General features: G+C 41.7%; 24 protein-coding genes and 1 pseudogene. 6 read left to right on the top strand and 19 right to left on the bottom strand.

Features of this window, described 5'->3' with window-relative positions:
* The first annotated feature begins 234 nt into the window (after positions 1-234).
* Positions 235-1008, top strand: a complete 774-nt coding sequence (locus NZD81_RS08095; protein ID WP_014663779.1) for a CAP domain-containing protein — start codon at positions 235-237, stop codon at positions 1006-1008.
* A 404-nt stretch (positions 1009-1412) separates the two neighbouring features.
* Here NZD81_RS08095 and NZD81_RS08100 read toward each other — a convergent pair whose 3' ends face one another.
* The 3 genes from NZD81_RS08100 to mcpC all read right to left on the bottom strand — a co-directional run bounded on the left by NZD81_RS08100 (position 1413) and on the right by mcpC (position 5551).
* Positions 1413-2303 (bottom strand): Vgb family protein, encoded by an 891-nt coding sequence (locus tag NZD81_RS08100; protein ID WP_103031984.1) that lies wholly within the window; start codon positions 2301-2303, stop codon positions 1413-1415.
* A 267-nt stretch (positions 2304-2570) separates the two neighbouring features.
* Positions 2571-3437 (bottom strand): NAD(P)-dependent oxidoreductase, encoded by an 867-nt coding sequence (locus tag NZD81_RS08105; protein ID WP_069149512.1) that lies wholly within the window; start codon positions 3435-3437, stop codon positions 2571-2573.
* Between the two features lie 146 nt (positions 3438-3583).
* A complete protein-coding gene (mcpC, locus tag NZD81_RS08110) occupies positions 3584-5551 on the bottom strand; it encodes a methyl-accepting chemotaxis protein McpC (RefSeq protein ID WP_282374278.1) in 1968 nt (655 codons plus the stop codon).
* Between the two features lie 134 nt (positions 5552-5685).
* On the opposite strand from mcpC, the gene NZD81_RS08115 reads away from it, so the two are divergent.
* Complete coding sequence (locus NZD81_RS08115; protein WP_103748832.1) at positions 5686-6384, top strand: GNAT family N-acetyltransferase; 699 nt, start codon at positions 5686-5688, stop codon at positions 6382-6384.
* On the opposite strand, the gene splB is transcribed toward NZD81_RS08115, so the two are convergent.
* The 8 genes from splB to papB all read right to left on the bottom strand — a co-directional run bounded on the left by splB (position 6381) and on the right by papB (position 15490).
* A complete protein-coding gene (splB, locus tag NZD81_RS08120; protein WP_014663774.1) occupies positions 6381-7409 on the bottom strand; it encodes a spore photoproduct lyase in 1029 nt (342 codons plus the stop codon). The genes NZD81_RS08115 and splB overlap by 4 nt on opposite strands.
* A gap of 77 nt (positions 7410-7486) precedes the next feature.
* The gene (gene splA / locus NZD81_RS08125; protein ID WP_003218644.1) at positions 7487-7726 is read right to left on the bottom strand and encodes a splAB operon transcriptional regulator SplA; all 240 of its coding nucleotides are present in this window, start codon (positions 7724-7726) and stop codon (positions 7487-7489) included.
* A gap of 90 nt (positions 7727-7816) precedes the next feature.
* On the bottom strand, positions 7817-9529 hold the full coding sequence (gene ptsP, locus NZD81_RS08130; RefSeq protein ID WP_282374277.1) for a phosphoenolpyruvate--protein phosphotransferase: 1713 nt from the start codon (positions 9527-9529) through the stop codon (positions 7817-7819).
* On the bottom strand, positions 9529-9795 hold the full coding sequence (locus NZD81_RS08135; RefSeq protein ID WP_003154654.1) for a phosphocarrier protein HPr: 267 nt from the start codon (positions 9793-9795) through the stop codon (positions 9529-9531). The genes ptsP and NZD81_RS08135 overlap by 1 nt, the downstream gene beginning before the upstream one ends.
* 97 nt (positions 9796-9892) lie before the next feature.
* Entirely contained in the window at positions 9893-11992 is a 2100-nt protein-coding gene (gene ptsG / locus NZD81_RS08140; RefSeq protein ID WP_206868866.1) for a PTS glucose transporter subunit IIABC, read from the bottom strand.
* A 228-nt stretch (positions 11993-12220) separates the two neighbouring features.
* Complete coding sequence (gene glcT / locus NZD81_RS08145; protein ID WP_014663771.1) at positions 12221-13087, bottom strand: glucose PTS transporter transcription antiterminator GlcT; 867 nt, start codon at positions 13085-13087, stop codon at positions 12221-12223.
* A 62-nt stretch (positions 13088-13149) separates the two neighbouring features.
* A complete protein-coding gene (locus NZD81_RS08150) occupies positions 13150-14115 on the bottom strand; it encodes a LacI family DNA-binding transcriptional regulator (RefSeq protein WP_069149507.1) in 966 nt (321 codons plus the stop codon).
* Between the two features lie 280 nt (positions 14116-14395).
* Positions 14396-15490 (bottom strand): di/tri-peptidase, encoded by a 1095-nt coding sequence (papB, locus tag NZD81_RS08155; protein WP_134975598.1) that lies wholly within the window; start codon positions 15488-15490, stop codon positions 14396-14398.
* A gap of 164 nt (positions 15491-15654) precedes the next feature.
* Here papB and NZD81_RS08160 point away from each other — a divergent pair, with 164 nt between their 5' ends.
* Entirely contained in the window at positions 15655-15858 is a 204-nt protein-coding gene (locus NZD81_RS08160) for a hypothetical protein (protein WP_282374275.1), read from the top strand.
* A 37-nt stretch (positions 15859-15895) separates the two neighbouring features.
* Here NZD81_RS08160 and pfeT read toward each other — a convergent pair whose 3' ends face one another.
* The 5 genes from pfeT to NZD81_RS08185 form a co-directional block, all read right to left on the bottom strand.
* A complete protein-coding gene (gene pfeT, locus NZD81_RS08165; protein ID WP_282374274.1) occupies positions 15896-17809 on the bottom strand; it encodes a metal-transporting ATPase PfeT in 1914 nt (637 codons plus the stop codon).
* Between the two features lie 236 nt (positions 17810-18045).
* Positions 18046-18543: a sporulation thiol-disulfide oxidoreductase StoA gene (stoA, locus tag NZD81_RS08170; protein ID WP_014663765.1), complete on the bottom strand. Its 498-nt coding sequence runs from the start codon at positions 18541-18543 to the stop codon at positions 18046-18048.
* 50 nt (positions 18544-18593) lie between these two features.
* Entirely contained in the window at positions 18594-19931 is a 1338-nt protein-coding gene (ykvU, locus tag NZD81_RS08175) for a sporulation protein YkvU (protein ID WP_014663764.1), read from the bottom strand.
* Between the two features lie 117 nt (positions 19932-20048).
* Positions 20049-20675 (bottom strand): cell wall hydrolase, encoded by a 627-nt coding sequence (locus NZD81_RS08180; protein ID WP_003232442.1) that lies wholly within the window; start codon positions 20673-20675, stop codon positions 20049-20051.
* Positions 20676-20973: 298 nt separating this feature from the next.
* Positions 20974-21168, bottom strand: a complete 195-nt coding sequence (locus NZD81_RS08185) for a hypothetical protein (protein WP_014663763.1) — start codon at positions 21166-21168, stop codon at positions 20974-20976.
* A 164-nt stretch (positions 21169-21332) separates the two neighbouring features.
* On the opposite strand from NZD81_RS08185, the gene NZD81_RS08190 reads away from it, so the two are divergent.
* The gene (locus NZD81_RS08190) at positions 21333-21518 is read left to right on the top strand and encodes a YkvS family protein (protein ID WP_003232446.1); all 186 of its coding nucleotides are present in this window, start codon (positions 21333-21335) and stop codon (positions 21516-21518) included.
* A 121-nt stretch (positions 21519-21639) separates the two neighbouring features.
* Here the strand turns inward: NZD81_RS08190 and NZD81_RS08195 are convergent, their stop codons facing one another.
* The 3 genes and pseudogenes from NZD81_RS08195 to NZD81_RS08205 all read right to left on the bottom strand — a co-directional run bounded on the left by NZD81_RS08195 (position 21640) and on the right by NZD81_RS08205 (position 23563).
* On the bottom strand, positions 21640-21930 hold the full coding sequence (locus tag NZD81_RS08195) for a YkvR family protein (protein ID WP_040083295.1): 291 nt from the start codon (positions 21928-21930) through the stop codon (positions 21640-21642).
* A gap of 317 nt (positions 21931-22247) precedes the next feature.
* Positions 22248-22457: pseudogene (locus tag NZD81_RS08200) on the bottom strand (tunnelling fold family protein); the annotation flags it as partial.
* A 788-nt stretch (positions 22458-23245) separates the two neighbouring features.
* A complete protein-coding gene (locus NZD81_RS08205) occupies positions 23246-23563 on the bottom strand; it encodes a DUF1433 domain-containing protein (RefSeq protein WP_024716279.1) in 318 nt (105 codons plus the stop codon).
* A 57-nt stretch (positions 23564-23620) separates the two neighbouring features.
* Here NZD81_RS08205 and NZD81_RS08210 point away from each other — a divergent pair, with 57 nt between their 5' ends.
* Together NZD81_RS08210 and NZD81_RS08215 are read left to right on the top strand one after the other, a co-directional pair.
* A complete protein-coding gene (locus tag NZD81_RS08210) occupies positions 23621-25054 on the top strand; it encodes a lipase (RefSeq protein WP_425604096.1) in 1434 nt (477 codons plus the stop codon).
* Positions 25055-25067: 13 nt separating this feature from the next.
* The gene (locus NZD81_RS08215) at positions 25068-25379 is read left to right on the top strand and encodes a hypothetical protein (protein ID WP_014663758.1); all 312 of its coding nucleotides are present in this window, start codon (positions 25068-25070) and stop codon (positions 25377-25379) included.
* Position 25380 lies beyond the last annotated feature (1 nt).

A 25380-nucleotide genomic window follows, 5' to 3' on the forward strand; every position in this document is an offset into this window, starting at 1 on the left:
TGTCAACATAAAAACACATTAAAATATAACTAACGATTCAAAAAAAAGGAAGATATGTAACAGTACGATAAAACCATAAATGCCGCTGGTTTCTTTATTCATGCGATTCAGCGGATTTACTTTACGAAAATGACAATCTCTATTTGTCAAAGGAAAGTGTTGGAGTCTTTATGACAAAAAAGCTATGTTATGATTTTTTTGTAGAAACAAACAACTCTAGGAGGTTACGAACTAATGAAGAAAGCATTTATTTTATCTGCTGCCGCTGCGGTTGGATTATTCACATTCGGAGGCGTACAGCAAGCATCAGCGAAAGAACTCTCCTGCCAGTCTGTGGTAACAGTAAAAACGGGGAACACAGTACAAAACATGTCACTTAACGATGCAGTGAAAAAACTGCATATTAACACAAATATCAAAACGTTAAACGCTGCAAACGAAAAAGAGATTAAGCAGCTTCTTCAAAAACATGCGAAGCAATCTAACATGAAGGTTCAGGATGTTCAAAAGACAGAAACGGCAAAACCGGCGCAAAAGACTACTGAAAAAGCAGCTGCTGATCAAAACACCGCTTCTAAAGCACCTGCAACTGCTGAAAAAACAAACACAACAACATCTGCACCTTCATCTGTAAGTGCATATGAGAAAAAAGTTGTTGAGCTTACAAATGCAGAAAGACAAAAACAAGGCTTAAAACCGCTTCAAATTGATGAAACGTTAAGCAAATCTGCACGCGCCAAATCTCAGGATATGAAAGACAAAAACTACTTTGATCACCAAAGCCCAACTTATGGCTCACCGTTTGATATGATGAAATCTTTCGGAATCAGCTACAAAACAGCAGGTGAAAACATTGCGAAGGGCCAAAAGACACCTGAAGAAGTAGTAAAAGCCTGGATGAACAGTGAAGGACACAGAAAAAACATTCTAAACCCTAACTTTACTCACATCGGTGTTGGCTACGTTGAGTCTGGAAGCATCTGGACACAACAATTCATCGGTAAATAATAAAAAATTTCCTGTACGATACAGGTAATCTTCAGCTTGCAGAAAAAACCATGTTTTTTCTGCAAGCTTTTTTGCTGTATTCATATTTTTGATGCAGAAATAGAAAACGCCGCCAGCCAAGCAAGGATAGGATGCGGCATGCTTCTTTACATTCTGGAAATTTGTTCACTCACAATCCGTTTTGTTTTCCACCTTCCATAGCAAATATGCCTTTGATAGAATTGACCTTTTCTGCAATTAAGGAAAAATTTTCAGTCTGAGCAATATAGGCTTCGTCGCAGTTTTTTGTGAGGAACAGAGAAAGACATCATTCTTTAAAGCCTTTCTTTGATTATATGATAGGGAAATAGAAACTGTCCGAGGTTTCTCGACAGCCTGAGGTACAAAGGGCGGCCTCTATTCTATTATGTGGTTAATCTTAGCTTTCCTATTTTGTTACATTCTAATGCAAACCATACTGTTCCATCATTAGCGCATCCAATTCCATGAGGCTCAGCATGAGGTGTGTTGATTGTATATTCTTCAATTTTGTGATCACTTGTCAGCCTTCCGATTTTATTTCCTCCCCATTCGGTAAACCATAAATCGGATTTTCGCCCTGCAGCGATAGCGTGAGGACGTGCATTTGGTGTTGGAATATCATATTCAGTTATGTCACCTGAAACCGTAATCCTACCTATCTTATTACCTATGATTTCTACAAACCAAAGTGCATCATCATGCCCTTTTGTAATACCAACTGGTCCTGCTCCCGGTGTCGGAATTGGAAACTCCGTTACCTCTCCTGATTCAGTTATTTTGCCGATAGCATTATTCTGGTTTTCAGTGAACCAAAGCGAATCATCTGAACCCAATGTAATAAAAGAAGGGTATGATCCTTCATTAGGCAGTTCATATTCATAAATCTTACCCTCTGCCGTCAATTTTCCTATACGATTTCCATTCATCTCAGTAAACCAGATATCGCCGTTTGGACCTTCCGTAATCCCATACGGGGCTGAGTGTTTATGCGGTAATGGATATTCTCTAAATTGCCCTTTTTCGGTCAGTTTTCCTATCTTATTAGCTCTATTTTCTGTAAACCAGATATCACCTTTTGAAGACACCGTTAAACACATGGCCCCAGCATCAGGTGTCGGAATCGTATACGCTTGAATTTTTCCCTTCTTATCAATACAGCTTATTTTGTTAGCTTTATGTTGGGTAAACCATACTTTTCCCTCGTGTGAAATGGCTATCCCGTATGGGCCAGAATCAGAATGTAAAATACTTATTTCTTGCTGTTCAAGCTCCATAACTTAATTCCCCCCTTCAATATAATCTGCAAAAAAGCCTCCTATTCTCACTGTTCTGTAATAGGAGGCAATACTTACGTTCATACCTAAATAGGCGCCGATTTCGTCATAAATAAAAACATTACACCATAATCCTATCTCATAATAAACAAAACAAATAAGCATTTCCAAGTGGTATTTTTCTGTTTTACCACCTAGAGCCCAGAAAAAGGCTGTCGAGATTATCACGACAGCCTGATGGTTGCCTGCAGGATACAGGCAGTCTTTTTATTTCACCCAAAGCTTATATATACTCTGTGTTCCGCTGTTTTCTTCACCTTGTGCAGCAAGCTTGTCATATAAGGATTTAGCAAGCGATAAGCCTGGCATTTCTTCTCCCATTAGTTCTGCTTCCTCTAGCGCAATTCCCATATCTTTAATAAAATGCTTTACATAAAATCCTGGTTCAAAGTTGCCTTGCAGCATACGGGGAGCAAGATTTGACAATGACCAGCTTCCCGCTGCGCCCGTTGTAATGCTTTTCAGGACATTTTCCGGCTCTAGGCCTGATTTTTGAGCATATGCCATTGCTTCAGCAACACCGATCATACCAGCTGCAATTGCAATCTGATTGCACATCTTGGTATGCTGTCCGCTTCCAGCCGGTCCTTGGTACTGAATATTCTCTCCCATTAAAGAGAAAATCGGCATGCAGGCTTCAAAAGCTTCTTTTTCTCCACCAACCATAATGGCGAGTGTTCCGTTTTGTGCACCGACATCTCCGCCTGAAACAGGAGCGTCTAAAGCGAATAATGCTTTTTCTTTGGCCGCTTCAGCAATCTTCTTCGCAAGCGAGGGCTTAGATGTCGTCATATCAATAAGATATGCTCCTTCTTTTGCGTTTTCAATAATTCCGCTTGTTCCGAAATACACTTCTTCAACATCACTGGGATAGCCGACCATTGTAATGATAACATCCGCTTCTTTCGAAAGATCTTTGACCGTTTCTTTCCATACCGCGCCTTTTTGCAGGATGCTGTCTGCTTTTTCTTTTGTCCGGGTGTACACCAATACAGGATGGCCGTCATTGAGAATATGTGTTGCCATGCTTTTTCCCATTACTCCAAGACCGATAAAACCAATTGTTTTTTTCAAGGTCATTCCTCCCAGATGTTTCGTTTAGATTTTAGTTAAAATTTATCATTTTTCCTTCATTTTCTAGACTACCATAACTATACATCATAGAGTAGACTCTTAAATAAAAAATCCCCAAACATATCATGTTTTAGGGATTTTTTGGATTATAATGTGAATTTTGTGATTGTTTTCATAAGCTCTTGGCTTGCATGTTTTAACGTGTCTGTTGAGTGTTTGACTTTATCAAGAGTGATCAGCTGTTCATCAGTTGATGCGTTCACTTCCTCTGCTGCGGCAGCTGATTCCTGTGATATGGCTGAAATGCTTTGAATCGCTTCAGAAATCGCGAGCTGTTCTTCACTCATTCTTTGAATTTCTGCGTAAATGTGATCAATGCCTTGCACCAGTGACTGCATTTCCGAAGTTATCGTGTTTAATACCTCTCCAGTCTCGTGAATGGCACTGTTTTGTTCATCGTTCATTCTGCTTGCCTCAACCATTGCATGAGAGGCCTCTTTTGTCTCAAGCTGGATAAGCTTTACAGTCTCACTGATATGCTTTGTAGAGAGGGCTGATTGCTCAGCTAGCTTCCTCACTTCATCAGCTACAACGGCAAAACCGCGGCCGCTTTCTCCCGCTCTGGCTGCCTCAATGCTGGCATTTAAAGCAAGCAAATTGGTTTGATCAGATATGTTTGAAATCGCCGTAACGACTTCTTCAATATTCTTAGTTTGATTTTCTAAATCCAGCAGCATCGTTTCGACCTTTTTTGTTTCCATGTTAGCTTCGTTTGACTTCATCAGCAGCTGGCCGAGTGCGTCAAGTCCTTTATAGCTTGCATCCTCGGACGATTTTGAGCGTTCTTTTATTCCGCCTGCCTCCTCAGCGATTTGTCTGATTTTCATTGACAGGCTTTCTGATTTTTCATTAATGGTTTCAACTTCAGAAGCTTGTTCCGATGCCCCTGCAGCTACTTCTTCAATCGCTTTTGCAATTTGTCCGCTTGTTTCATTTGTTTCTGCAGAGACAGCCGTTAATTGCTCAGTGGTATCAGATACCTTCCCTGAAGAGATCCTCACTTGCTCAACCATTTCCTTCATATTTTCAACCATCAGATTGAAGTCCCTTGTTAAAATGCCGACTTCATCCTTAGATTTTGATTCCGCGTGCACTGTTAAATCGCCTGCGGAAACGGCTTTCGTTTTAGCGATCAGCTGCTGTATCGGACCGGTTATCGTTTTGGCCAGGAAGTAGCTGAGAATAATTGTGATGATAAGCGCAATCAATGATATCCACAGATTTGCCCGATTCATTTTATCTGAAATCCACATTAATTGATCGGTATCAAATTGCGTTCCGACCTTCCAGCCCGTTTCACCAATCGTTTGATACACAACCATTTTCCCATTCACATCCTGTATCCCTTTTTTCTCGGACGCAATGGTTTTCAGTGTTTGATCCTTTGATATATTTTTCCCTTGATTTGACGGATGGGCTAAAAGATTGCCGCTCGCATCAGCTAAAAAGGCAAATCCATTGTAAGGCACCTTTTGTTTATTGACCATACTTTGGATAGCAGAGAGTTTCAAGTCATAGCTGGCAACCCCTATCACTTTTTGCCCGTCTAAGATCGCTTTCGATGCAGTAACAATCATGTCTCCTGTCACGACATCTTTATAAGGTTCCGTCCAAACAACTTGATCGGGGGCTTCAGCTGCAAGCTTATACCATGGTCTTGATGTTGGATCATAATCCTCAGCGAAATCCGCTTTTGGATATGTAAACATTTCTTTTTTTGCGGTGCCTATGTAAGCCATCGCAACATAATCATCATTATCTTTGATTTGCTTAATGTCATCGTTAAACAGCCGAGCAGCTTCTTTACTTGGTTTCGTTACAAATGTATGCGTTAATTTCCCATTAGCCAGCCTTGATAACGAAATGGCATAACTCTTTAATTGCAATTCAATATTTTGTTCAAGTGACTGCGTTACGTTTTGAGTTGTATTTTTCCCATCCTCTGTAATCATCGGTTTTAGCGTCAAATAAGAAGACAGCATTAAAAGAACAACTGTGACGATTAACATAATCGAAACAAAAACAGCAATCTTCATGTGAAGTTTTTTAAACAAACCAATCCCCTCCTAATTTCTATATCGGCCTTTTCGTTTGAAAAATGAATAATCAAAAAATAAATTATAAGAATATCGGAATATATTTACTGAAAATTCAATCTTCGTTATAATAAAACAACATAAGGAGAGTGATGATCATACTGAAACAAATATATGTGCATAACGGAAGAAAATTTGAAGCTCTAACCATCAGAAACTACAATGAGACTGACATCAAGGGGCTGATTTCTCTTCAAAGAGAATGTTTCCCTCCCCCATTTCCCCAAGAATTACTGTGGTCTGAAAGCCAGCTCGACAGTCATATCAAAACCTTTCCGGAAGGCGCTTTATGCGCGCTCATCAATGGCAGAATTATCGGTTCCATGACGGCTCTTATTGTACAATTTGAGCCTGAATCTCCTGACCATACATGGGCACAAGCAACAGACAACGGATCAATTAAGAATCATGACCCTCATGGAAATACCTTATATGTAGTGGATATTTCTGTTTCTCCACGTTATCGAAAGCTTGGAATCGGAAAATGGCTGATGAATACGATGTATGAGCTTACTGTTGATAAAAGGCTGGAGCGCCTTCTCGGAGGCGGACGCATTCCTTTATATCATAAATACGCACACGAGATCAGCGCAGTTCAGTACGTTGAAGATGTGATGGAAGGCAGGAAAAACGACCCTGTGCTGTCCTTTCTCCTCCGTTGCGGGCGTTCACCTATTCGTGTAGTCAACAATTATTTAGAGGATACAGAATCATTGAATTACGGCGTTTTGATGGAATGGAAAAATCCTTTCTATAAAAAAGCGAGCTGTTCATCACAACAGCCCGGTTAAGTGAAATATTCGATTTTCGCATTAGGGAAATAAGCATCAATATAGGATTCAAGCGCTTCTCGAAGTGCGTGCTCTTCATCTTTCTGATATATATATTTTCCGATCCCGTAACGGCCCCATTTATAACGGCGCTTTTCCTCATCTAATTCAAGCTTCGTTTTCGGATAATTCTTCTCTATCACTCGTTTGGCCGGTTTTGTAAAACGGTGCTGAATTAATTCAAACGTAATATCATGTCTAACATCCTGCGGCAAAGCAGCATCAAGCTTTTCGAATAGATGTTTGTACCCTTCTTCCCAGCCTTCATGAATATAAATCGGTGCAACAATAAAGCCTAGCGGGTATCCTGCTTTTGCAACTTTAACAGCCGCTTCTATCCGCTTATCAAGAGGTGAGGTTCCCGGCTCAAAGTTTTTAATCACATAGTCGGCATTAATACTGAACCTGAATCTCGTTTTCCCGTTATGCTTTGCATCTAATAGGTGATCGACATGATGAAATTTCGTTACAAATCTAAGCTTACCGAGATCACTTTGACCAAAATGTTCAATGGCGCGCTTCAGCGTGTGTGTCAGATGATCAATTCCTACGATATCTGAGGTACAAGAGGCTTCGAACCTTGTGAACTCTGGCGCGCGCTCTTTCATATACTTATCCGCCTGATCCAAAATCTCTTCGACGTTTACATAAGTTCTGATATATGGCTTTGATCCCATGGTTGTTTGCAGGTAGCAATAATGACAGTGCCCCATGCAGCCTGTTGCAAACGGGATGGCATATTCAGCTGAGGGTTTGGATGAATCAAACTTTAATGTTTTCCGAACACCGATAACTAAAGTTGATTTCGCATTGCGATATTGCTGAAGATGATTTTTCCCAGGAATATTACGCACCTGATTGTGGGATGTCGTTTCTCTGATTTCAATGCCCATTTTCTCAAACTTATCTTGTAATTCTTGAGCCAGCGGATATTCCAGCGCTCTTGGTTCTATATACACAAGCTGTGGAACAAATGGGTTCTGCATAATGCCACATCCTTTTCCTTTACTACTGTTACTTTTCTCACCAGACGGAAAGGATATGAGTTGTAATGATTTCCTTGTTACTCATACGGATCAATATCAAATAATTCTTTGTAAAGTGATTTAGCTTCTTCATAGCTTGCAAACACAGCGTCGTCCTCTGCAAACGGATGGTAGGTTTCATAAATAAACAGAGAAAGCTCGCCTTCATGGTATGGGTGGTGCACAATTTCGGCTTCCTTGATGTGAGCAACATTGGCGGCGTGCGGATTTCTGTAGATCACATAAACAGTATCTCCTGCGTTAAATTGGTTTGACATACTATCCCTCCTAGCCATGTTATTGTGTCCTTCTATACCCTTACTTATGAAAAAAACCAGACAGGCCGGAGGCCGTCTGGTTTTTGTACATTATTTGAAAGTTTCTTTTACGAACGCGACAACTTCTTCTGTCGTGCTCATAGATAAGATTTTCTCTTTGAATGACTCAGCTTCTTGTTTAGACAATTTGCTGATTTGTGTTCTTGCCGGAAGGATAGACGTTGCGCTCATTGAGAACTCATCTAAGCCTAAGCCGAGAAGGATCGGAATCGCAATCTCATCTCCTGCCATTTCTCCGCACATGCCAACCCATTTTCCTTCTTTATGTGCCGCTTCAATTACAAGTGTAATCAGGCGAAGGATTGCCGGGTTGTATGGCTGATACAGGTAAGATACACGTTCATTCATACGGTCAGCTGCCATTGTGTATTGGATCAAATCGTTTGTTCCGATACTGAAGAAATCAACCTCTTTAGCAAACTGATCAGCGATGACTGCAGTTGACGGAATTTCAACCATCATACCGACTTCAATATCATCAGATACAGCCTGTCCCGCTTTTACGAGCTTTTCTTTCTCTTCAAGAAGGATCGCTTTTGCTTCCTTGAATTCGTTAACTGTCGCAATCATAGGGAACATGATTTTCAAGTTTCCGTATGTACTTGCACGAAGCAGCGCGCGAAGCTGTGTTCTGAAGATTTCTTGCTCTTCCAAGCAAAGACGAATCGCTCTGTATCCCAAGAACGGGTTCATTTCTTTAGGAAGCTGCAGGTAAGGAAGCTCTTTGTCTCCGCCGATATCAAGTGTCCGCACGACAACTGATTTTCCTTCCATACGCTCAAGAACCGTTTTGTAAGCATCAAACTGCTCATCTTCTGTAGGCAGCTGATCTCTTCCCATGTAAAGGAATTCTGTACGGTAAAGGCCAACTGCTTCTCCGCCGTTTTCAAGAACGCCTTTTACATCATCAGGAGTACCGATGTTCGCTGCGAGCTCTACATGATGTCCGTCTTTTGAGACAGTCGGTTCATTGACAAGCTTCGCCCACTCAGCCTTTTGAGCCAAATAAGCATTATGTTTTTCTTCATACTCTTTTACAGTTTCAGCAGATGGGTCAATAATGACATCACCATTGATACCGTCAACGATAACAGTCACGCCGTTTTCGATCGTGCCTGTAGCCGCTTTCGTTCCAACAACTGCTGGAATCTCAAGAGAACGCGCCATGATAGCCGAGTGAGATGTACGTCCGCCGATATCAGTTGTGAATCCTTTTACGAACTCACGGTTTAATTGAGCTGTGTCAGACGGTGTTAAGTCTTCAGCTACAATAATAACCTCTTCTGAGATCATGCTTGGGTTTGGAATTTCGACGCCAAGCAGGTGGCCAGTTACGCGTTTTGTTACATCGCGGATATCTGCCGCACGCTCTTTCATATATTCGTTGTCCATAGACTCAAACATGGTAACGAACATAGAAGACGTTTCTTTTAAAGCGAATTCAGCATTCACTGAATCAGTGCTGATTTTTTCTTTCACAGGGTTCAGAAGCTCAGGGTCACTGAGAACTAAAAGGTGAGCAGAAAAAATATCAGCTTTATCCTGACCCAGTTCCTTCAAAGCGTGCTCTTTGATTTTTTCGAGCTCTTCTTTTGAACGTGCAATCGCTTCATCAAAACGGCTTACTTCCGCTTCAGAATCAGAGATGCTTTTCTTTTCAACCGTTAAATCTGGCTCTTCAAGCCGGTACGCTTTTGCAATCGCGATGCCGGCTGAAGCGCCAATCCCTTTTAACTCTTGCATTACTCGCCGAGTCCTTCGCTTTTCATTGTTTCTTCTAAAGCGTTAAGAGCATCGTTTTCGTCAGCTCCACTAGCAGAGATTGTGATCTCAGCGCCTTTAGCGATACCTAGAGACATAACACCCATAATAGATTTAAGGTTAACTGTTTTGCCGTTATATTCTAAATTAACGTCAGCGTCGTATTTGCTAGCAGTTTGTACAAGAACTGTCGCAGGACGAGCGTGGATTCCAGAATCTGCAGTTACTTTAAATGTTTTTTGTGCCATTTTTATCATTCTCCTTTTAACTTAAAGCTATATTACTTCACAATATTATATCATACAACCGTACTTGTCATCTGACAAGCACGGCGTACTAACACCCTTATTTTTCAATCTTCACAATTTCTTCTTGTTCTCTGCTGACTGAACCGCTTGCTGTAATGCTGACTGTTTCTCCGTCAGCAAGGTTTGTAAATACAATCGGTGTCATAAGAGATGGTACATTCGGTTTGACTGCGTCCAGATCAACTTCAAGAAGTTTTTGTCCAGGCTCAACGCGGTCTCCTTCTGATACGAAAGACGTAAATCCTTCGCCCTTCAGGCTGACAGTATCAATACCAAAGTGGATCAAAATTTCTCTTCCGCCGTCGGATTGCAGGCCGATCGCATGTTTTGTCGGGAACACATTTAGAATTTTTCCTCGAACCGGTGATACGACAATTCCTTCAGAAGGGAGAATCGCAAAACCGTCACCCATCATTTTTCCTGAGAAGACTTGGTCAGGAACATCTGTAATCGGGTGAATTTCCCCGGCAATCGGAGAAACGAACACTTCCTCGCCGATTTCATTTTGCAGCGGTTCTGCAATCACTTCCTCCACCTGCTGGCCTACTTCCTCTTGAGCAGATGTTTTCGGTTCAGGTCTAGGCTTGCGTCCCGCAATAATGTCTTGCATTTGTGTTTTTAACCCGTCAGAACGCGGTCCGAAAATAGCCTGAATATTGTTGCCGACTTCCAGCACCCCAGAAGCGCCAAGCTGTTTCAGACGGTCTTTATCAACCTTTTTCTGATCGTTTACAGTCACACGGAGACGAGTGATACAAGCATCAAGGTGTTTGATGTTTTCCTGGTCACCCATTGCCTGCAGGATCTCATAAGGAAGATCTCCTGCTTCACCTGTTTTCCCAGTTGCTGCTGTTTCTTCCGCAGCATCCTCGCGTCCAGGTGTTTTCAGATTAAATTTGCGGATGGCAAATCGGAATCCAAAGTAGTAAATGACCGCTAACCCTAAGCCGACAGGGATGACAAGCCACCATGCCGTCCGGTTCGGCAAAATACCGAATAGGAAGTAGTCAATTAAACCGCCGGAGAATGTCATACCAATCTTAACATTCAACAGCTGCATGACCATGAATGAAAGCCCCGCAAACACACAGTGAATCGCAAACAGGACTGGTGCAACGAATAAGAATGAAAATTCCAATGGCTCTGTAATCCCTGTTAAGAAGGATGTCAAGGCTGCTGAACCCATAATACCTGCAACGAGTTTTTTGTTTTGCGGCTTTGCTTCATGATAAATGGCAAGCGCCGCAGCAGGCAGACCGAACATCATAAACGGATATTTACCTGTCATGAACGTACCTGCTGTTAACTGTACGCCGTCTTTAATCTGCGCCATAAAGATACGCTGATCCCCGCGGATGATTTCTCCTGCTGCACTCTTATAGCTGAAGAATTCGTACCAGAACGGCGAATAGAAAATGTGGTGCAAACCGAATGGAATAAGCGAACGCTCAATCACCCCGAAGATAAACGCAGCAAGGGTTGGATTCGCTTCCACTAATCCTGTTGAAAAGGCATTCAATCCATGCTGGATCGGAGGCCAGATCACTAACATAATAAGACCCAGAATCAGTGCAGAAATTGACGTAACAATTGGAACGAAACGTTTACCCGCAAAGAAACCAAGGTATTGCGGAAGTTCAATTGTGTAAAATTTGTTAAACAATAGTGCAGCTAACACACCGACGATAATACCGCCGAACACACCTGTCGCCAAGGTAGGTATACCAAGCATGTTTACATATGCAGGATGGTTTTCCGTGAAGAACTTGGCTCTTTCAATTGAATCGGAAGGAATGGTTCCGTTTGCAAGAAGAACCGCACTCATGGATACGTTCATTACCAGATAACCGATAATCGCCGCGATCCCTGCAACTCCATCACCGTTGGCAAGCCCGATGGCTACACCGACTGCGAATAGAAGCGGAAGGTTATCGAAAACAATTTGCCCAGCGCTTTCCATAACACTCGCTACAAGCTGAACATTGTCATTGCTCAAGAAATGCAGGACCTGAATCATGTCCTTATTTTGCATCGCATTCCCAATCGCAAGCAAAATACCCGCAGCCGGAAGGATCGCAACTGGAAGCATAAGCGCACGCCCAATTTTTTGAAGAACGCCGAATAATGCTTTAAACATAAGAATTGACCTCCTCTTTTTACTAGTCTGACCTTACAGCTAAAAATCATGACAACGAATTCACAGGCGTAAGTCTTCCAGTTTAACCGTTTACATTTGCCCTTTTACACAACAAAAAGGGCATGAGCAAAATTGGGTGCGCAAAAGAACGAGAATAACTTCCCGTTTTTTTCCCTCAATCACTCATGCCTGATCGGATCAGTTACACGTTATAAGGTTAAACTGAATTTATGAAATTTTATTGGTTAATCGGTACAGATGAAGCGTTAGGTAAACCGCTTCCGCCTCATGAACTGGTTTCTTCAATGTTTGCTGCAAGATTTTAATCAATTTCCAAGCTGTATTGTAGCATAGCGGATATTCATTTTTCAATAAGAACATTAATTTTTCTGGTTCTTTAGTCGGTTCTTCTTTTTTAATTCTTTCTATTGTAAATCTGATATGCCTGATCAGCCGCAAATAGTTGACACTTTCCTTATTTACTTTCATTTGAAATGAGTCTTCAATCACTTCGACAAGCTGCGCCATGAGCTGCGAGTGCTGATTGACCTCAGACAACGGGCGGTTTGTCAGCGCTGAATGGATATGCAGAGCGATAAAACCAATCTCCCCTTCAGGAAGGCAGATTCCCGCTTTTTCATTGATCATCTCTATGACTTCTTTAGCTATTTGGTACTCCTCAGGATATAGTGACTGAGTCTCCATTAAAAATGGATTCTTCATATCAAATCCCTGCTGCTGCCTTTTGATCGCAAATGCGATATGATCTGTCAGCGCAATATGAATATGTTCATTTAATGAGTGATTAGTCCTATTGCTGATGTGATAGATGACATCGTTCGAAATATCAACGAGCTTTTCATCAACATAGTCAAGGAGCTTTTTAAACTGCTTTTGTTCCTTCTCGTCTTTTAAAATGAACATTTTATCGTAGCCTTTATCTTCAATGACATCATCTTGTTTTTTTCCGAAACCAATACCTTTTCCGATTAAAACGACTTCGCTGTATTTATGATGAGAAGCAATTAATACATTATTATTCAGTACCTTTTTCACTGTGAAGGACCCATTCACGATCCTCAGCTCCTTTGTCATTCAATACCTCATATCGTACATAACGAACGGAATGCACGTCAAACCTTTTTTCGATGCTTTCACTAAACAGTCGATCTTTCGATGAGTTGGTAATCCAAAACCTTCCTTTCAATCGGCTGCCCTTGAATTCTTTTTTCAAGCATGGCAAATGCCTGCTTTCCCATTTCCTTTGTTTGAATATCGATCGTTGTGATTCCAAGGGCTTGGCTGATTTCGTGGTTATCAACACTTAAGATCGCAAGCTCATCCGGTACTGATACCTGCTGATTCTTTGCTTCAAGAAAAAGCCCTGCTGAAACTTGGTCATTGGCAACAAAAATAGCCGTCGGCTTTTCGTTCCACGTTTTCCATTTATGAAAAAGCGCCTTCCCATCATTGATTGTAATCGCTTTCTCAACTACCCAGTCTTCACGAAATGCCTCCCCGATCTCTTCCAATGCTTCTTTATAGGCTTTGATTCGAAAATGGCTGTTCATGCCTTTTTTTCTTGCCAAACAGATCGCTATTTTTTTGTGCCCTTTGGCAATTAAATAGTCCAAGCCGTTCCGGAATGCTTCTTGGTGTGGAATGCTGATGGTTGGGAAACGGCCAATATCTGAATTTTGGCATAGCAATATCGGGCCCTCCCATTCCATGAGTTTCTCATCAGCAAGTGCCTTTGAACAAAAAATCAGGCCGTCAACCTGTCGCTGTTTTAATTGAGACAGCGCAAAGATTTCTTTTTGGACCTCATAGTTTGTTTGAAATAAAGAGAGGTGAATCCCGGATTCCACGGCTGCGTCAGCTATTCCTGCGATCAGCTCTGCAAAATATGGCAGGCTAACCGTCGGCAGGACAACACCAATCATGTTTGAAAATCCTTTCGACAAATGGACAGCGTGAATATTTCTCGTGTACTCCAATGCCTCCATCGCTTCAAGCACTCTTTTTCTTTTGTCTTCACTAACGTACGGATGATTGTTTATCACCCGGGAAACCGTTGTAACGGAGACACCGGCTTTTTCTGCAATGTCTTTAATATTAGCCATAGATTCCCTTCTTTCTAAATCCCTTGATCTGGAATGCGTTTCATACAATATGATAGGAACGTACCAGACATATTTTATGTTTTTTGCTGAAAGGAGAAGATCACATGGGTTTTTTCATTTTAATTGGATTATGTCTCACTGTTCTCGGCGGCAGCTGTCTTGCTGTAAAACCTCTCAACCAAAAACATGAAATTAAACCATTTCGAACTTTTGATGATTTTTTTATTTAATGCAGATAAAAAAGGACGATGTCTCGAACAAAGTCCTTTTTTACTTCCTGTTACGGCAGTATGATTAATTCTTTCGGATATTGTGTCAGAGCAACTGCCCCGTCCTTAGTTACATGAACGTCATCCTCAATGCGCACGCCGCCGATTTCAGGCACATAAATTCCCGGTTCGATCGTGTAGACCATGCCTTCCTGCAGATGCGTATCGTTAGCCTGGCTCATTGATGGGTACTCATGGACAGAAATTCCGAGTCCGTGTCCAAGCCGATGAGGAAAATAGTCGCCGTATCCCGCTTTTTCTATGATTCCGCGGGCTGTCAAATCCAGATCTCCGATTCTGACACCGGGTTTGCTTGCCTCAATCGCGGCTTTTTCCGCTTGAAGCACAGTCTCGTAAATCGCCTCCTGCTTCGGGTTGATGGTTTTGTATGCAAATGTTCTTGTAATATCAGAGCAATAGCCGTCAAGAATAACACCAAGATCAAATAAAACAAAATCACCTTTCTTCAACGTGGCTGTACCAGGATTTCCGTGAGGCTGGCCTGATTTTTCTCCGAATAAAACCATTGTCGAAAAAGACATGCCCTGAATTCCTTTTTTCTTCAGCTCATACTCAATTTGAGCGAGCACTTCCACTTCACTAATGCCTTCTCGCAAAGCGGCTGTACCGACTTCAACACCGTAATCCGCAAGCTTTGCCGCCTCTTTCAGCAAACGAACTTCATTGTCGTCTTTAATCAGGCGAAATTGGTTGAGTGTTTCTTCTGCTGAAACAAATTGAGCCCCGCCCGTCGAATGCTTCAGCTGTTCAGCGCGTGATAGCGAGATGGAATCCTTTTCTACCGCAAGCGTATGTATGCTGATATTTCGCTTTTTCAAGGCTTTCTCTATCAGCTCCCACGGATTTTCGTGATCCGCATAGCCAATGATTTCATAATTCCAGCCTGCGTTGCGGGCCTGTCCTGCTTCCATTCCTGGACAAATAAAGAAAGGCTCCTCTTCTTGAAAAATAAATAACCCCATTAATCTTTCATGCGGCTCTGTGTAAAAATCGGTTAAGTAAAAAACATTTTCTTTCGTATGAATAAATGCGGCAGTATGCCCCGCTTCCTTCAGCCATGAAGAGACGCGTTGTATTCTATTCACTTCTTGTTCCTCCCCGCCATTTGCAATGCATTGTTCTATCCTTCATTGTATCAGGTTTTGCAGATGTTTGCCTTTCACAACGCCTTCATTTTCCGATGCATTTTATTTCCTGCTCCGCTTCCTGTATACTGACAGTAACGTTCAATCGCAGGGGGTTGTTCCGTTTGCTGATGAATTTTTTCAGGCGAAAAGCAGTTATGCTCTTAACGATTTTGGGAATTTCCGCTCCTTTTATCGGAATGAAGATGGTGGGCTTTTATTATTACAGCTCAGTTATAGGCTGTGCAGCGGGTTTTCTTTGCTGCATTCTCGCTCTCATCCTGGTTACGAAAAGATCTGCCAAAGACAAAAATGAAGGGAAATCTTGATACATAAAAAACCAGCATCCTGATGGGGCTGCTGGTTTTATTTTAGGAGTCTTAATCCGTTTAGTATGACCAAAATCGTACTTCCCTCATGACCAATCACGCCAAATGGCAATTCCATCACCTGCAAAAAGTTTGCACAAATCAGCAGACAGATCACAGCTAGAGAAAACACGATATTTTGTTTAATGATCCTGTTCATTTTCCGTGACAAGCGGCACATGTTTACGAGCTTTTTCAAGTCGTTTTTCATGAGGACCATATCAGCGGTCTCAAGTGCTACATCTGTTCCGCCTCCCATCGCAATGCCGACATCCGCCGCTTTGAGCGCCGGCGCATCATTGATTCCGTCACCAACCATTGCTATCGTTCCGAATTCTTCTTTTAATCGTTTGATTTCATTCACTTTTTGGTCAGGCAGGCATTCTGCCGCAACAGTTGTCATGCCGGCTTCCTTGGCAATCGCTTGAGCCGTGTCCACGTGATCTCCTGTCAGCATGGCCGTTTTAATCCCAAGTCGGTTCAGTTCCTCCATGACCTCTTTTGCTTCAGGCCTGATTTGGTCCTTCAGTGCAATACAGCCCGCTATTTGATTATCCTTTTTCACAAATACAATCGTATGGCCGCTTTGAATGATATCTGATGCTGTCTGTTTCATAAATTGCGCCGCCATTTCCTCGCCGATAAAACCTGCTTTACCGACCTTCCATTTCGCGCCCGACACTTCTGCCATAACGCCAAACCCTGATGTTTCTTCTATAGATATGTAGCCGGACTGATTCACGCCGCGGCCTTCAGCGTACGCCGTTATGGCCTGGGCAAGCGGATGGCTTGATTGCGTTTCGATGGCATAGACAGCCTCAAGAACTTCCGCTTCATTGAACCCTTCTGCTATTCTGATCGTCTCAACTGCCGGCTGGCCTTTTGTTACAGTACCGGTTTTATCAAAGGCGATCATTTGCACAGAGCCCAGCTGTTCAAGAAAGACGCTTCCTTTCACAAGCATACCGTTGCGGGCGCCATTTGAAATCAGGGACAACGCCGCCGGCATAATAGAGGCGACAAGCGCACAAGGTGACGCGACAACCATAAACACCATTGCGCGGTAGAAGGTTTCACTCCAGCTCCAGCCCAGCGCAAAGTGCGGGATGAATAACAGGAGCCCCACCGCAATTAACACACCTTTCACATAAGCATTTTCAAATCGTTCGATGAAAGCCTGTGCGGGTGATACACTGTTTTGCGCTGATTCAACCAGTTTGATAATTTTTCTGAATAACGAATCTTCATTTGCTTTCGTGACACGAACAGTCAAGGATCCATTGCGATTCACCGTCCCTGTGAATACAGCGTCGCCTGTGTTTTTTTCTACAGGCATTGATTCACCTGTTAATGCCGACTCGTCAAGGCTTGTCGAGCCCGATTCAATGATACCGTCTGCTGCTACTCGTTCTCCAGGTTTGATCACAATCATATCACCGGCCTGCAAGTCTGAAACTGGAACCCTTTTGGTTTCATCATCGATCAGCAATGTTGCTTCTTCAGGTTCAAGCTGCATTAAAGACGTTAAATCTCTGCTGCTTTTATTCATTGTGTATGTTTCTAAAGCTCCGCTTAAGGAAAAAATAAATATTAATATAGCGCCCTCTGCCCAGTATCCAATCAAGGCAGAGCCAATAGCAGCGAAAATCATTAAAAGTTCTACATTCAGCGTTTTGGATTCGAGCGTTTCTTCGATTCCTTCCTTTGCTTTAGCGAATCCGCCGATCACAAAAGCCAACAAGAAAAGTGTTACAGATAATACTTGATGGCCGGATAAGAGCCAGCCAGCCAAGATAAGGGCGCCTGATACAAGTGCTGCAATAAGCTCTGCGTGCTGCGCCCAGTTTTTTTCTCTCTTGTCTGTTTTTAATGGCTCGTGCGGATCGCGTTGAACGATAACTTGTTCATTCATATCGAATTCTCCTCTCTAATTGAGAACGTAAATCATCTTCATTTCTCTTATAAAAAACAAAATCGCCGCCCAAAAGGCAGCTTTATCGTCAGTTATTTCTTGATGTCTTCCTTTATTATAGCACGCAAGAAGAGAATTTCAATTATAATTATTTTAATTTCTTCTTGATAGTAATTATCATTAATGTTTATTCACTTCTTCTCTATATGAAAAAAGCTGAGAGTCTATACTCTCAGCTATTCTTCCGTCCATTCCTTCAGTTGTTCCGCCGTCATCGGGCCAATTTTTGTTTTTTCAATTTCTCCCTTTTCATTCAGCAAAAATGATGTTGGGATCGTGATGATATGATACTCCTTCATCAATTCCCCTTTTGAGTCAAGGACAATCGGAAACGTCAGCTTATTTGCTTTAATAAAGTCTTCAACGGCTTGCTGATTTTGTTCCGAATTCACTAAATTCACCGTGACCAGCTTTACGCTGTCAGATGGATGGGCATCATAAAACGACTGAAACTGTGGAAGCTCCTTTTTGCAGGGCGGACACCATGATGTCCAAAAATGGAGAATTGTTTTTTGCCCTTTATTCGGAATCGAGATGTCCTCCCCTTCTATCGTTTTCATAAGAAAAACAGCGGGAACAGCAGGCTGTTTTCCCTCGGCTTGTGCCGAACCTGGAAACCATGCAATCAACCCTAATAACACAATGTATATAGTAAGCAAGCGCTTCGTCAACATGGAATCTTCCTTTCATGCTTTTCAATTAGCTTGCCCCTGCTGTTCCTTTATCATCCTTCAATTCGCGGCGCTCTGTTCCCGCCCGTAAGCAATACAGATACTTGCAGTGCTTTGCAGATCGTGGCATAGTGCAGGCTCGTCAAAAGAATCATGCCAGTGTTCATCCCGAGGATAATCCCGAGCATTTGCAGATTCTCCATTGACCCCAGTACATACATCATACTCAGCGCAACGATATGGCTCCACACATTGTGATAAAAAGCCTCTTTCACAAAGCCCATTCCGATTAAGCACGCCTGCAGCGGCATGACAAACAGATGAAAGAGAAAGTAAGGCCACAACAGCTGCAAGTAATACTGCGCTTCAGGAGAGTGAAAAAACAAATGTGTGAGAGGTCCCGCAAACTGGAACATGATCCAGACAGCCGGTATACCGTAACCTAATGTAATGAAAATCGACTGCTTCAGCCTTTTTAACACGATGTCATACTGTGAAAGTGCATAAGCTTCCGAAATACTTGGTATCATGACAACCATTAACGAATGGGCAATAAATGCAGGGAACGAACCTATCGTCACAGCCACTCCAGCCAGCATTCCGTATTGATCGATCGCCGCTGTCCCGGCAACGCCCGCAGCCAAAAGCGCTCCTTTCACTAAAAAGGGTTCAATTGCGTTGACAACAGCATGAAAAATGCGCAATCCTGTAGTAGGAATTGAAACGGCAAGCAGCCTTTTTCTTACATCCTTTCCGCGCAAATGAATGTGCTGCTGGCCGGATACCGCACGCCTTGCCATAATAAATTGTGAATATAAATAAACAAGCACGACCACATCACTCACAACTAAAACAAACAAGGAAATCAGCACAGCCATGTCCAATTCAAATGAGTACCATTGAAAAAAGATGAATAAGCACAAGAGCTGGATGATTTTTTTCAGCACATTGGCAATTGCGATTTTCCCCATTTTCTGCACACCCATAAAGTAGCCTCTGGCGATCGAAGTAAAGGCGACAACAGGAATTAAGCCGATGACAATCCCTTTAATAAACGGGTGGTATGTATCAAATACCGGAATAAACGGAAGCGCAATACTAGCGGCGGCAGTAGAAAAAGCGGTGAAAATGGCTGTCATTCTAAAAGCGTGCCTTAGCATGCTTTCATGAAGCTTAGGATTTGACTCGGCAATGAATTTAGAAATGGATATCGGCAGTTCCAGGCTCGCGATGACAATAATTAAAAAGATCGTGGGCAAAATACTCATGTAAAGCCCCATCCCATGCTCGCCAAGCTCTCGTGCCAAAATCATATTTACGACAAATTCAAGGCATTCAGCGAAAAAGGCGGCAATGGATAGAAGAATGATCCCTTTCACAAATCGATTCATGATGTCTCTCCTTGTCTCTTGTACTACCAACATCATATGAGACAAGTTCAAAAATTATTTTATTTTTACTCTTTATATGAAAAAAAGCACAGTTGAGACCTATTGTCTCTTCTATGCTTAAACGGCAAAAACGTGTCTGCCGATTTTTTCGACGATTTTTCTTGAACGAATCCAATTATCTGACGCTGTTTTCGGATTATAAAAGAAGATGGCATCTGTTTCTCTATTTTTTGAGGACAGTGCTTCTTCGGCAGCTTCAATCGATTCTTTGTCAGGCTTTTGATTAATGCTGCCGTTTGCGACCGGTTCAAAGGCGTTTTTCTGATAGATAACTCCTCTAATCGTATCAGGAAAACCTTTTTTCTCCGTTCTGTTCAGTACAACGCTTGCTACAGCGACCTTGCCTTTATATGATTCTCCTTTGGCCTCTGCGTGAACGAGACGGGACAGCAACTCTTTTTCAGACTGTGTATATGTTTCTTTCTCATCATTTGTTTTGTCCGGTTTATCTTTCTCTTTCTTTTCAGTGTGTGCTGATAGCTTAATCGGTTTTATTTTCTTGTCCTTATCAGCAGACAGTGAAGGGAAAGATTCATTCGTATTTCGATCTATATGTGTAAGCCATTTCGCTTCTTCATGTTTTGTCTTCTTTGCGCTCAGTAGTGAAGCTTGTGTATGCTCAATTTTGGCTGCAGGCATGAAACAAAGAAGAAAAACAGCCAGAGCAGTGAATTTCGTTGTCATACAATTTCCTCCTTAAAGTGCTCAAAAAAACACTTCATTACCTTAACAAGAGATCCATTCATTTTCACGGAAAAAGATTTTCCAACTCTCCCAAGGAGGCATCAGGATGGAATAAAGAGGATGACTCACTGCTTACTGGCAGAAAAACAGCCTGAAATTCTATAAATCTTGTCAAATTGATACATGTTTATCCATTTATAACACTTTACATTTTATTTACATCTGTTACAGACGGATGTAATAAAAGGCTTGTATTCTGTCATATATGATAAAAAGGCTTCTCACATATGAGAAACCTTCAGCTTCTTGGCTGTTCTAAGTATTGAAATATGACATCTCCGCCTTGCTGGGCAATTCCTCGGAAATGTTTAAAATCATCTTGTTTAGATAACACAGCCCTGAAATCAAGGAAATGCTCTTTTTGGACTCTCAGTTCGTTTATGGCGCCGGTGCGCAGCTGTTCAATCATTTCTGTGATCTCTTCGGGATGCAACGAAAATTCCCCCTTTTCTTTCTATTGACGAAAATCAATATATCATCTTTAATGCGACAGGACAATTCATAAGGGAGATAAAACTCCTTATCGCTTTACTTCTCAATAAAAATACTGCAAAATACTTTCAAAAGGCATTATTATGTTAAAAGGAGAGGAAGCTTGTGAAAATCGCTAAGGTTGGAAATGTCATTGAATTTAAAAACGGATTAACCGGTGTTGTTGAAAAAGTAAATGAGAATTCTGTTATCGTTGATGTGACGATCATGGATAACTATCGGGATCTTGAGTTAGATTCATTGACAGTTGTTAATCATAAAAATTATAAGATCATCAGAGACTCCTATTAAAACCTCCTTATTTCCACATTATTCAAAAAAACTGCAAGACGAACAATTAAACACCTTACATATGAAATTCGCTTTCTCAAAAGCTGCCGGCCGGCAGCTTTTTTACATAAAAAACACCGATTTATGAATCGGCGTTTTGGTCTATTTCCGTTATTTCTATATAGAACTTGCTGACAGCCCCTGGTTCGTACAGGTTGGTCAATGACGTTGAATAATTTGTCATTTCACCCCGGAAAGCAAGATCTCGTTCTGGAACCTCGACATTAAACGTTTTTTCATACAACAGGACGGCGATATCATGGTAAGTCTCACTCGTAACGTTTAGGGTACATGCAATTTTGCGCTTCGGCTCGTTTTCTTCTTGATATGCTGCTATTTCTAATGTTACATTGTTTAATCGCAGTGTCTTCACTTCTTATCAGCTCCTTTACGGTTCATGCATCTTAGCATACCTTAACGAACGTTCACAATAAATCTGTTCTGATCGTTATATTCACCATTTCTTTAGAAAAGACACCTTTACAAACATACGTTCGTTAAATTATAATAAAACAGACGAGCTGCCATCCAGCATCCCGTCTTTTCATTAGAAAGCGGCGAGTGGAATTCCCCCCGGATTCGCTCGTCTTTTTTATATAATCAGGATGTGTAGAACGGGTAACTAAGAAGCTTTAAAAAACAAAAATAGACGTAGTGTTACCCACGTCTATGTAAGGACATCTTGTACCATTAACGATTATCAATCGTCTCCGGATACAAATCATGGTTCATCATACGGTATTCGGCCATTTTTTCATACTTCGTGCCAGGTTTTCCGTAGTTGGTGTACGGATCAATGGAAATTCCGCCTCTTGGCGTGAATTTGCCCCATACTTCGATGTAGCGCGGGTCCATTAACTCAATCAAGTCATTCATGATGATGTTCATGCAGTCTTCGTGGATATATGGGGCTTAAATTCCGCGTCAATCCTACGGTCACACTGCGGTCACACTCCGCAATCAAACGATCTCGCTTTTCGACTACTCAGCGCTGCAGAAGGCAAGACGTGACTATACGATCCGAGCGTCGTTTTAATATTCGCGTGACCCAACCGTTCTTATACTAACGAGATATGTCACGTGAATGTGGCGTAGTCCCTTTAACGGTATTTTCGGTAAGCCTAAACCATCGCGGGTTACGTTAAATGAACTCCGGAAATTATTCGGATGCACCCAGCTTCCGTTTTTCGTACATACGACCAGGTCGTTGTCGTCGTATTTATCACCGAGCACGATCCGCTCATGATCGATTATCCCTTATGCGCAATAAGTGATACCACCTAACGATCCGGCAAATTAACGGTACAAAACGCGTTTATCGTCTTGGCTTCCGAAACCAGTCCGTAATTAGCTTTATCGGCTATCTTCGAAAGGGTTTGGCGAATCGTTAGGATCTTCCGCTCGAAATAAATCGACGTCTGACCACCCAAGCCCCAAGATCTCGTCGCAACGCACGGTAAGAACTGATATTTCCATTCCGAAAATGTTAACTGAAAGAGAAAAACAAGTATGACTATTCTTTAAGGAGAGGGATCTATCGGTTAGAGTGTTTGAAGCCAATAATATATGAAGCATACGCGACAATAGCAGACAAAGGTACGCATGTAGCTCGCGGTTTAGAAAAATGGTCCACGTTATCTGAGGCAAGTGAAGGTATAACACAAAAGTAAAGACGCCAGCGTGGCGTCTTAAGATTTTTCTTCTGCGTCCACAGAAGAGCTTCCTATTTTGTCACTAACAGGATCATATAGACCATCAAACTCTTTTGTTTTATCGCCATTAAGATATCCCTCAACGGTAATTCCACCAGTTGGATCAATAAAATATTCCTCGGAATAAGAAATTTTCTCTATACCCTTGTATTCACTATGAAGGTATTCAGTCATTTTACTTTTAGCTTTTTCAAAAAGAGCACTTTCTTCCTTTTTCACATCATATTGATGCTTCATAATCAGTCCCCCAACAGTTATAATTAACAATAGTAGAATAATAAGGTATTTTTTCAAAAAAAGATCATCCCTTTCCCTTCATTATTTTACATGACATGAAAGGTGTTGTATATCTTGAGCAAGAAAATTAGGACTTCAAGCCTTACGGATGAAACATATTATAGGATGAGTCAGCGTGCTTATAACTATGATTATCTCAAAAAGAAATTAAAGAACAACGATTATATACGTATTAATTCTTCCATTTCAAATCCTACTTATTGGTACGTCGACAAAATAAAATCAGACGATGACACAGGGCTTGACGCGGTTGTATTAGTGCAAGCGGAACAGAAAAACGGCAAATGGGTGAAATCCAAAAATCCAGAAAATGTTGTTGTATCATTTGCAGGAACTGATCTCGGAAAAGACCCGATCAATGATGGCGCAAAAGCTGACGGCGGCAACATTGTTTTTGGAAGCGACCCCAAAAAAGAAGCTCATTATATCGTTGAAAAGGATGCGAAGGATACGTCTAAAACACTCGGAAAATATAACGGCACACCTTCCCAAGACGCGATGCTTACAACCGGAAACTATAAACTCATTACGAAAACAACGCAAATCGACCAAGCAGACCAACTCGTTAAAGAAGTTAAAAGAAAGTATAACGGAACATCGACGATTGTTTCAACAACAGGTCATTCACTCGGAGGCGCAGAGGCTGAATACAGTGCGGTAAACAATGATATTTATGGGGTCGCGTTTAACAGCCCTTCTGTCGTCAAACTACATACTGATAATAAGCAAGAAGAAATAAACGATGGCTTGTACGACCCTTACGTGAGGTCTATTATCAACCCGGATGATATGGTCGGAGCTGGTTATTGGAACGAATATGACCGCCACAACGGGACCACAATTTACACAAAAAACCCTGTACTTTCACAGATCAATCGCAAACAAAGACTGAGCGGAAGATGGGGTGACCAAATCGAAAAGAACCTCGTCTACTTTATAGATACTGTTATTCTTCGTAATCCTGATACACACGGTCTAAATGAAGCCAACTTTACATTTGATGAAAACGGAAATATCACGAACGTAAACGGCGATGAGCTTGTGTACGATAAAAACTTAAACGCAATGCTACCGGCTGGCGCGATCGGTGGCGGGGATGCCATTAAAGTAACACCAAAAAGTGCAAAAAAACTTGCCGAAAAAGTTGACGCGATGGTCGAGGATCTCAGAACGATGAAAAAAGAAGCGCAGAATGCCTATCAAGAGCACGACGAAAAAGTTGCTGAACTAAAAACGGAATTTTACGGTCAAGTTGGGCATGGCTTTTATGATCAGCTTAATTCGCAGGATGTAACCAATACGTTAGAAGATTTAGCCCAGTCTTACGATAAAGGACCGATATTTTACGACACACAAGCTGAACAATCATTCATAGATTCACTACAAGCAGCGATTACAGACCTTGAAGAAATAGGCGGCTTCTTGAATAAAATCGCCGACGATTTTGAAGAAAAAGATCAGATGCTTGCCAATTGGCTGAGATTATAGGAGTGACAAAGCAATGCCAACATTAGATAACCTTTTAGAACATAAAGATGATCCAATGCGAAAACAGCTGCAGCGTCAAATGTTAAAAGCAGGTATGACGCAAGTGGCAAATACTAAGCTAGAGACGGTTCGAAAAAATCTTAAACCTAAGTTCGAAATGAATTCGCTACAGGAAGAATTAAACGACGTTTATTCAGCCCTTTTATACAGCTTCAATGGAAAAGCGCAAAAAGCACTTGCTCAACGTATCAGTGAAAGTGCCCAGCTAATAGTTAATGCGGAGAACGACGGAGAAACTTTCGTTAATAGCTTTAAAACGAGATAAA

This window comes from Bacillus sp. B.PNR1, from assembly GCF_030386235.1.
Lineage (GTDB): Bacteria > Bacillota > Bacilli > Bacillales > Bacillaceae > Bacillus > Bacillus stercoris.

Coding starts and splice junctions, on each gene's coding strand:
- NZD81_RS08095 (WP_014663779.1), top strand. CDS start 235: ATGAAGAAAGCATTTATTTTATCTGCTGCCGCTGCGGTTGGATTATTC.
- NZD81_RS08100 (WP_103031984.1), bottom strand. CDS start 2,303: ATGGAGCTTGAACAGCAAGAAATAAGTATTTTACATTCTGATTCTGGC.
- NZD81_RS08115 (WP_103748832.1), top strand. CDS start 5,686: ATGATCATACTGAAACAAATATATGTGCATAACGGAAGAAAATTTGAA.
- splB (WP_014663774.1), bottom strand. CDS start 7,409: ATGCAGAACCCATTTGTTCCACAGCTTGTGTATATAGAACCAAGAGCG.
- splA (WP_003218644.1), bottom strand. CDS start 7,726: ATGTCAAACCAATTTAACGCAGGAGATACTGTTTATGTGATCTACAGA.
- ptsP (WP_282374277.1), bottom strand. CDS start 9,529: ATGCAAGAGTTAAAAGGGATTGGCGCTTCAGCCGGCATCGCGATTGCA.
- NZD81_RS08135 (WP_003154654.1), bottom strand. CDS start 9,795: ATGGCACAAAAAACATTTAAAGTAACTGCAGATTCTGGAATCCACGCT.
- ptsG (WP_206868866.1), bottom strand. CDS start 11,992: ATGTTTAAAGCATTATTCGGCGTTCTTCAAAAAATTGGGCGTGCGCTT.
- glcT (WP_014663771.1), bottom strand. CDS start 13,087: ATGACAAAGGAGCTGAGGATCGTGAATGGGTCCTTCACAGTGAAAAAG.
- NZD81_RS08150 (WP_069149507.1), bottom strand. CDS start 14,115: ATGGCTAATATTAAAGACATTGCAGAAAAAGCCGGTGTCTCCGTTACA.
- pfeT (WP_282374274.1), bottom strand. CDS start 17,809: ATGAATGAACAAGTTATCGTTCAACGCGATCCGCACGAGCCATTAAAA.
- stoA (WP_014663765.1), bottom strand. CDS start 18,543: ATGTTGACGAAGCGCTTGCTTACTATATACATTGTGTTATTAGGGTTG.
- ykvU (WP_014663764.1), bottom strand. CDS start 19,931: ATGAATCGATTTGTGAAAGGGATCATTCTTCTATCCATTGCCGCCTTT.
- NZD81_RS08180 (WP_003232442.1), bottom strand. CDS start 20,675: ATGACAACGAAATTCACTGCTCTGGCTGTTTTTCTTCTTTGTTTCATG.
- NZD81_RS08215 (WP_014663758.1), top strand. CDS start 25,068: ATGCCAACATTAGATAACCTTTTAGAACATAAAGATGATCCAATGCGA.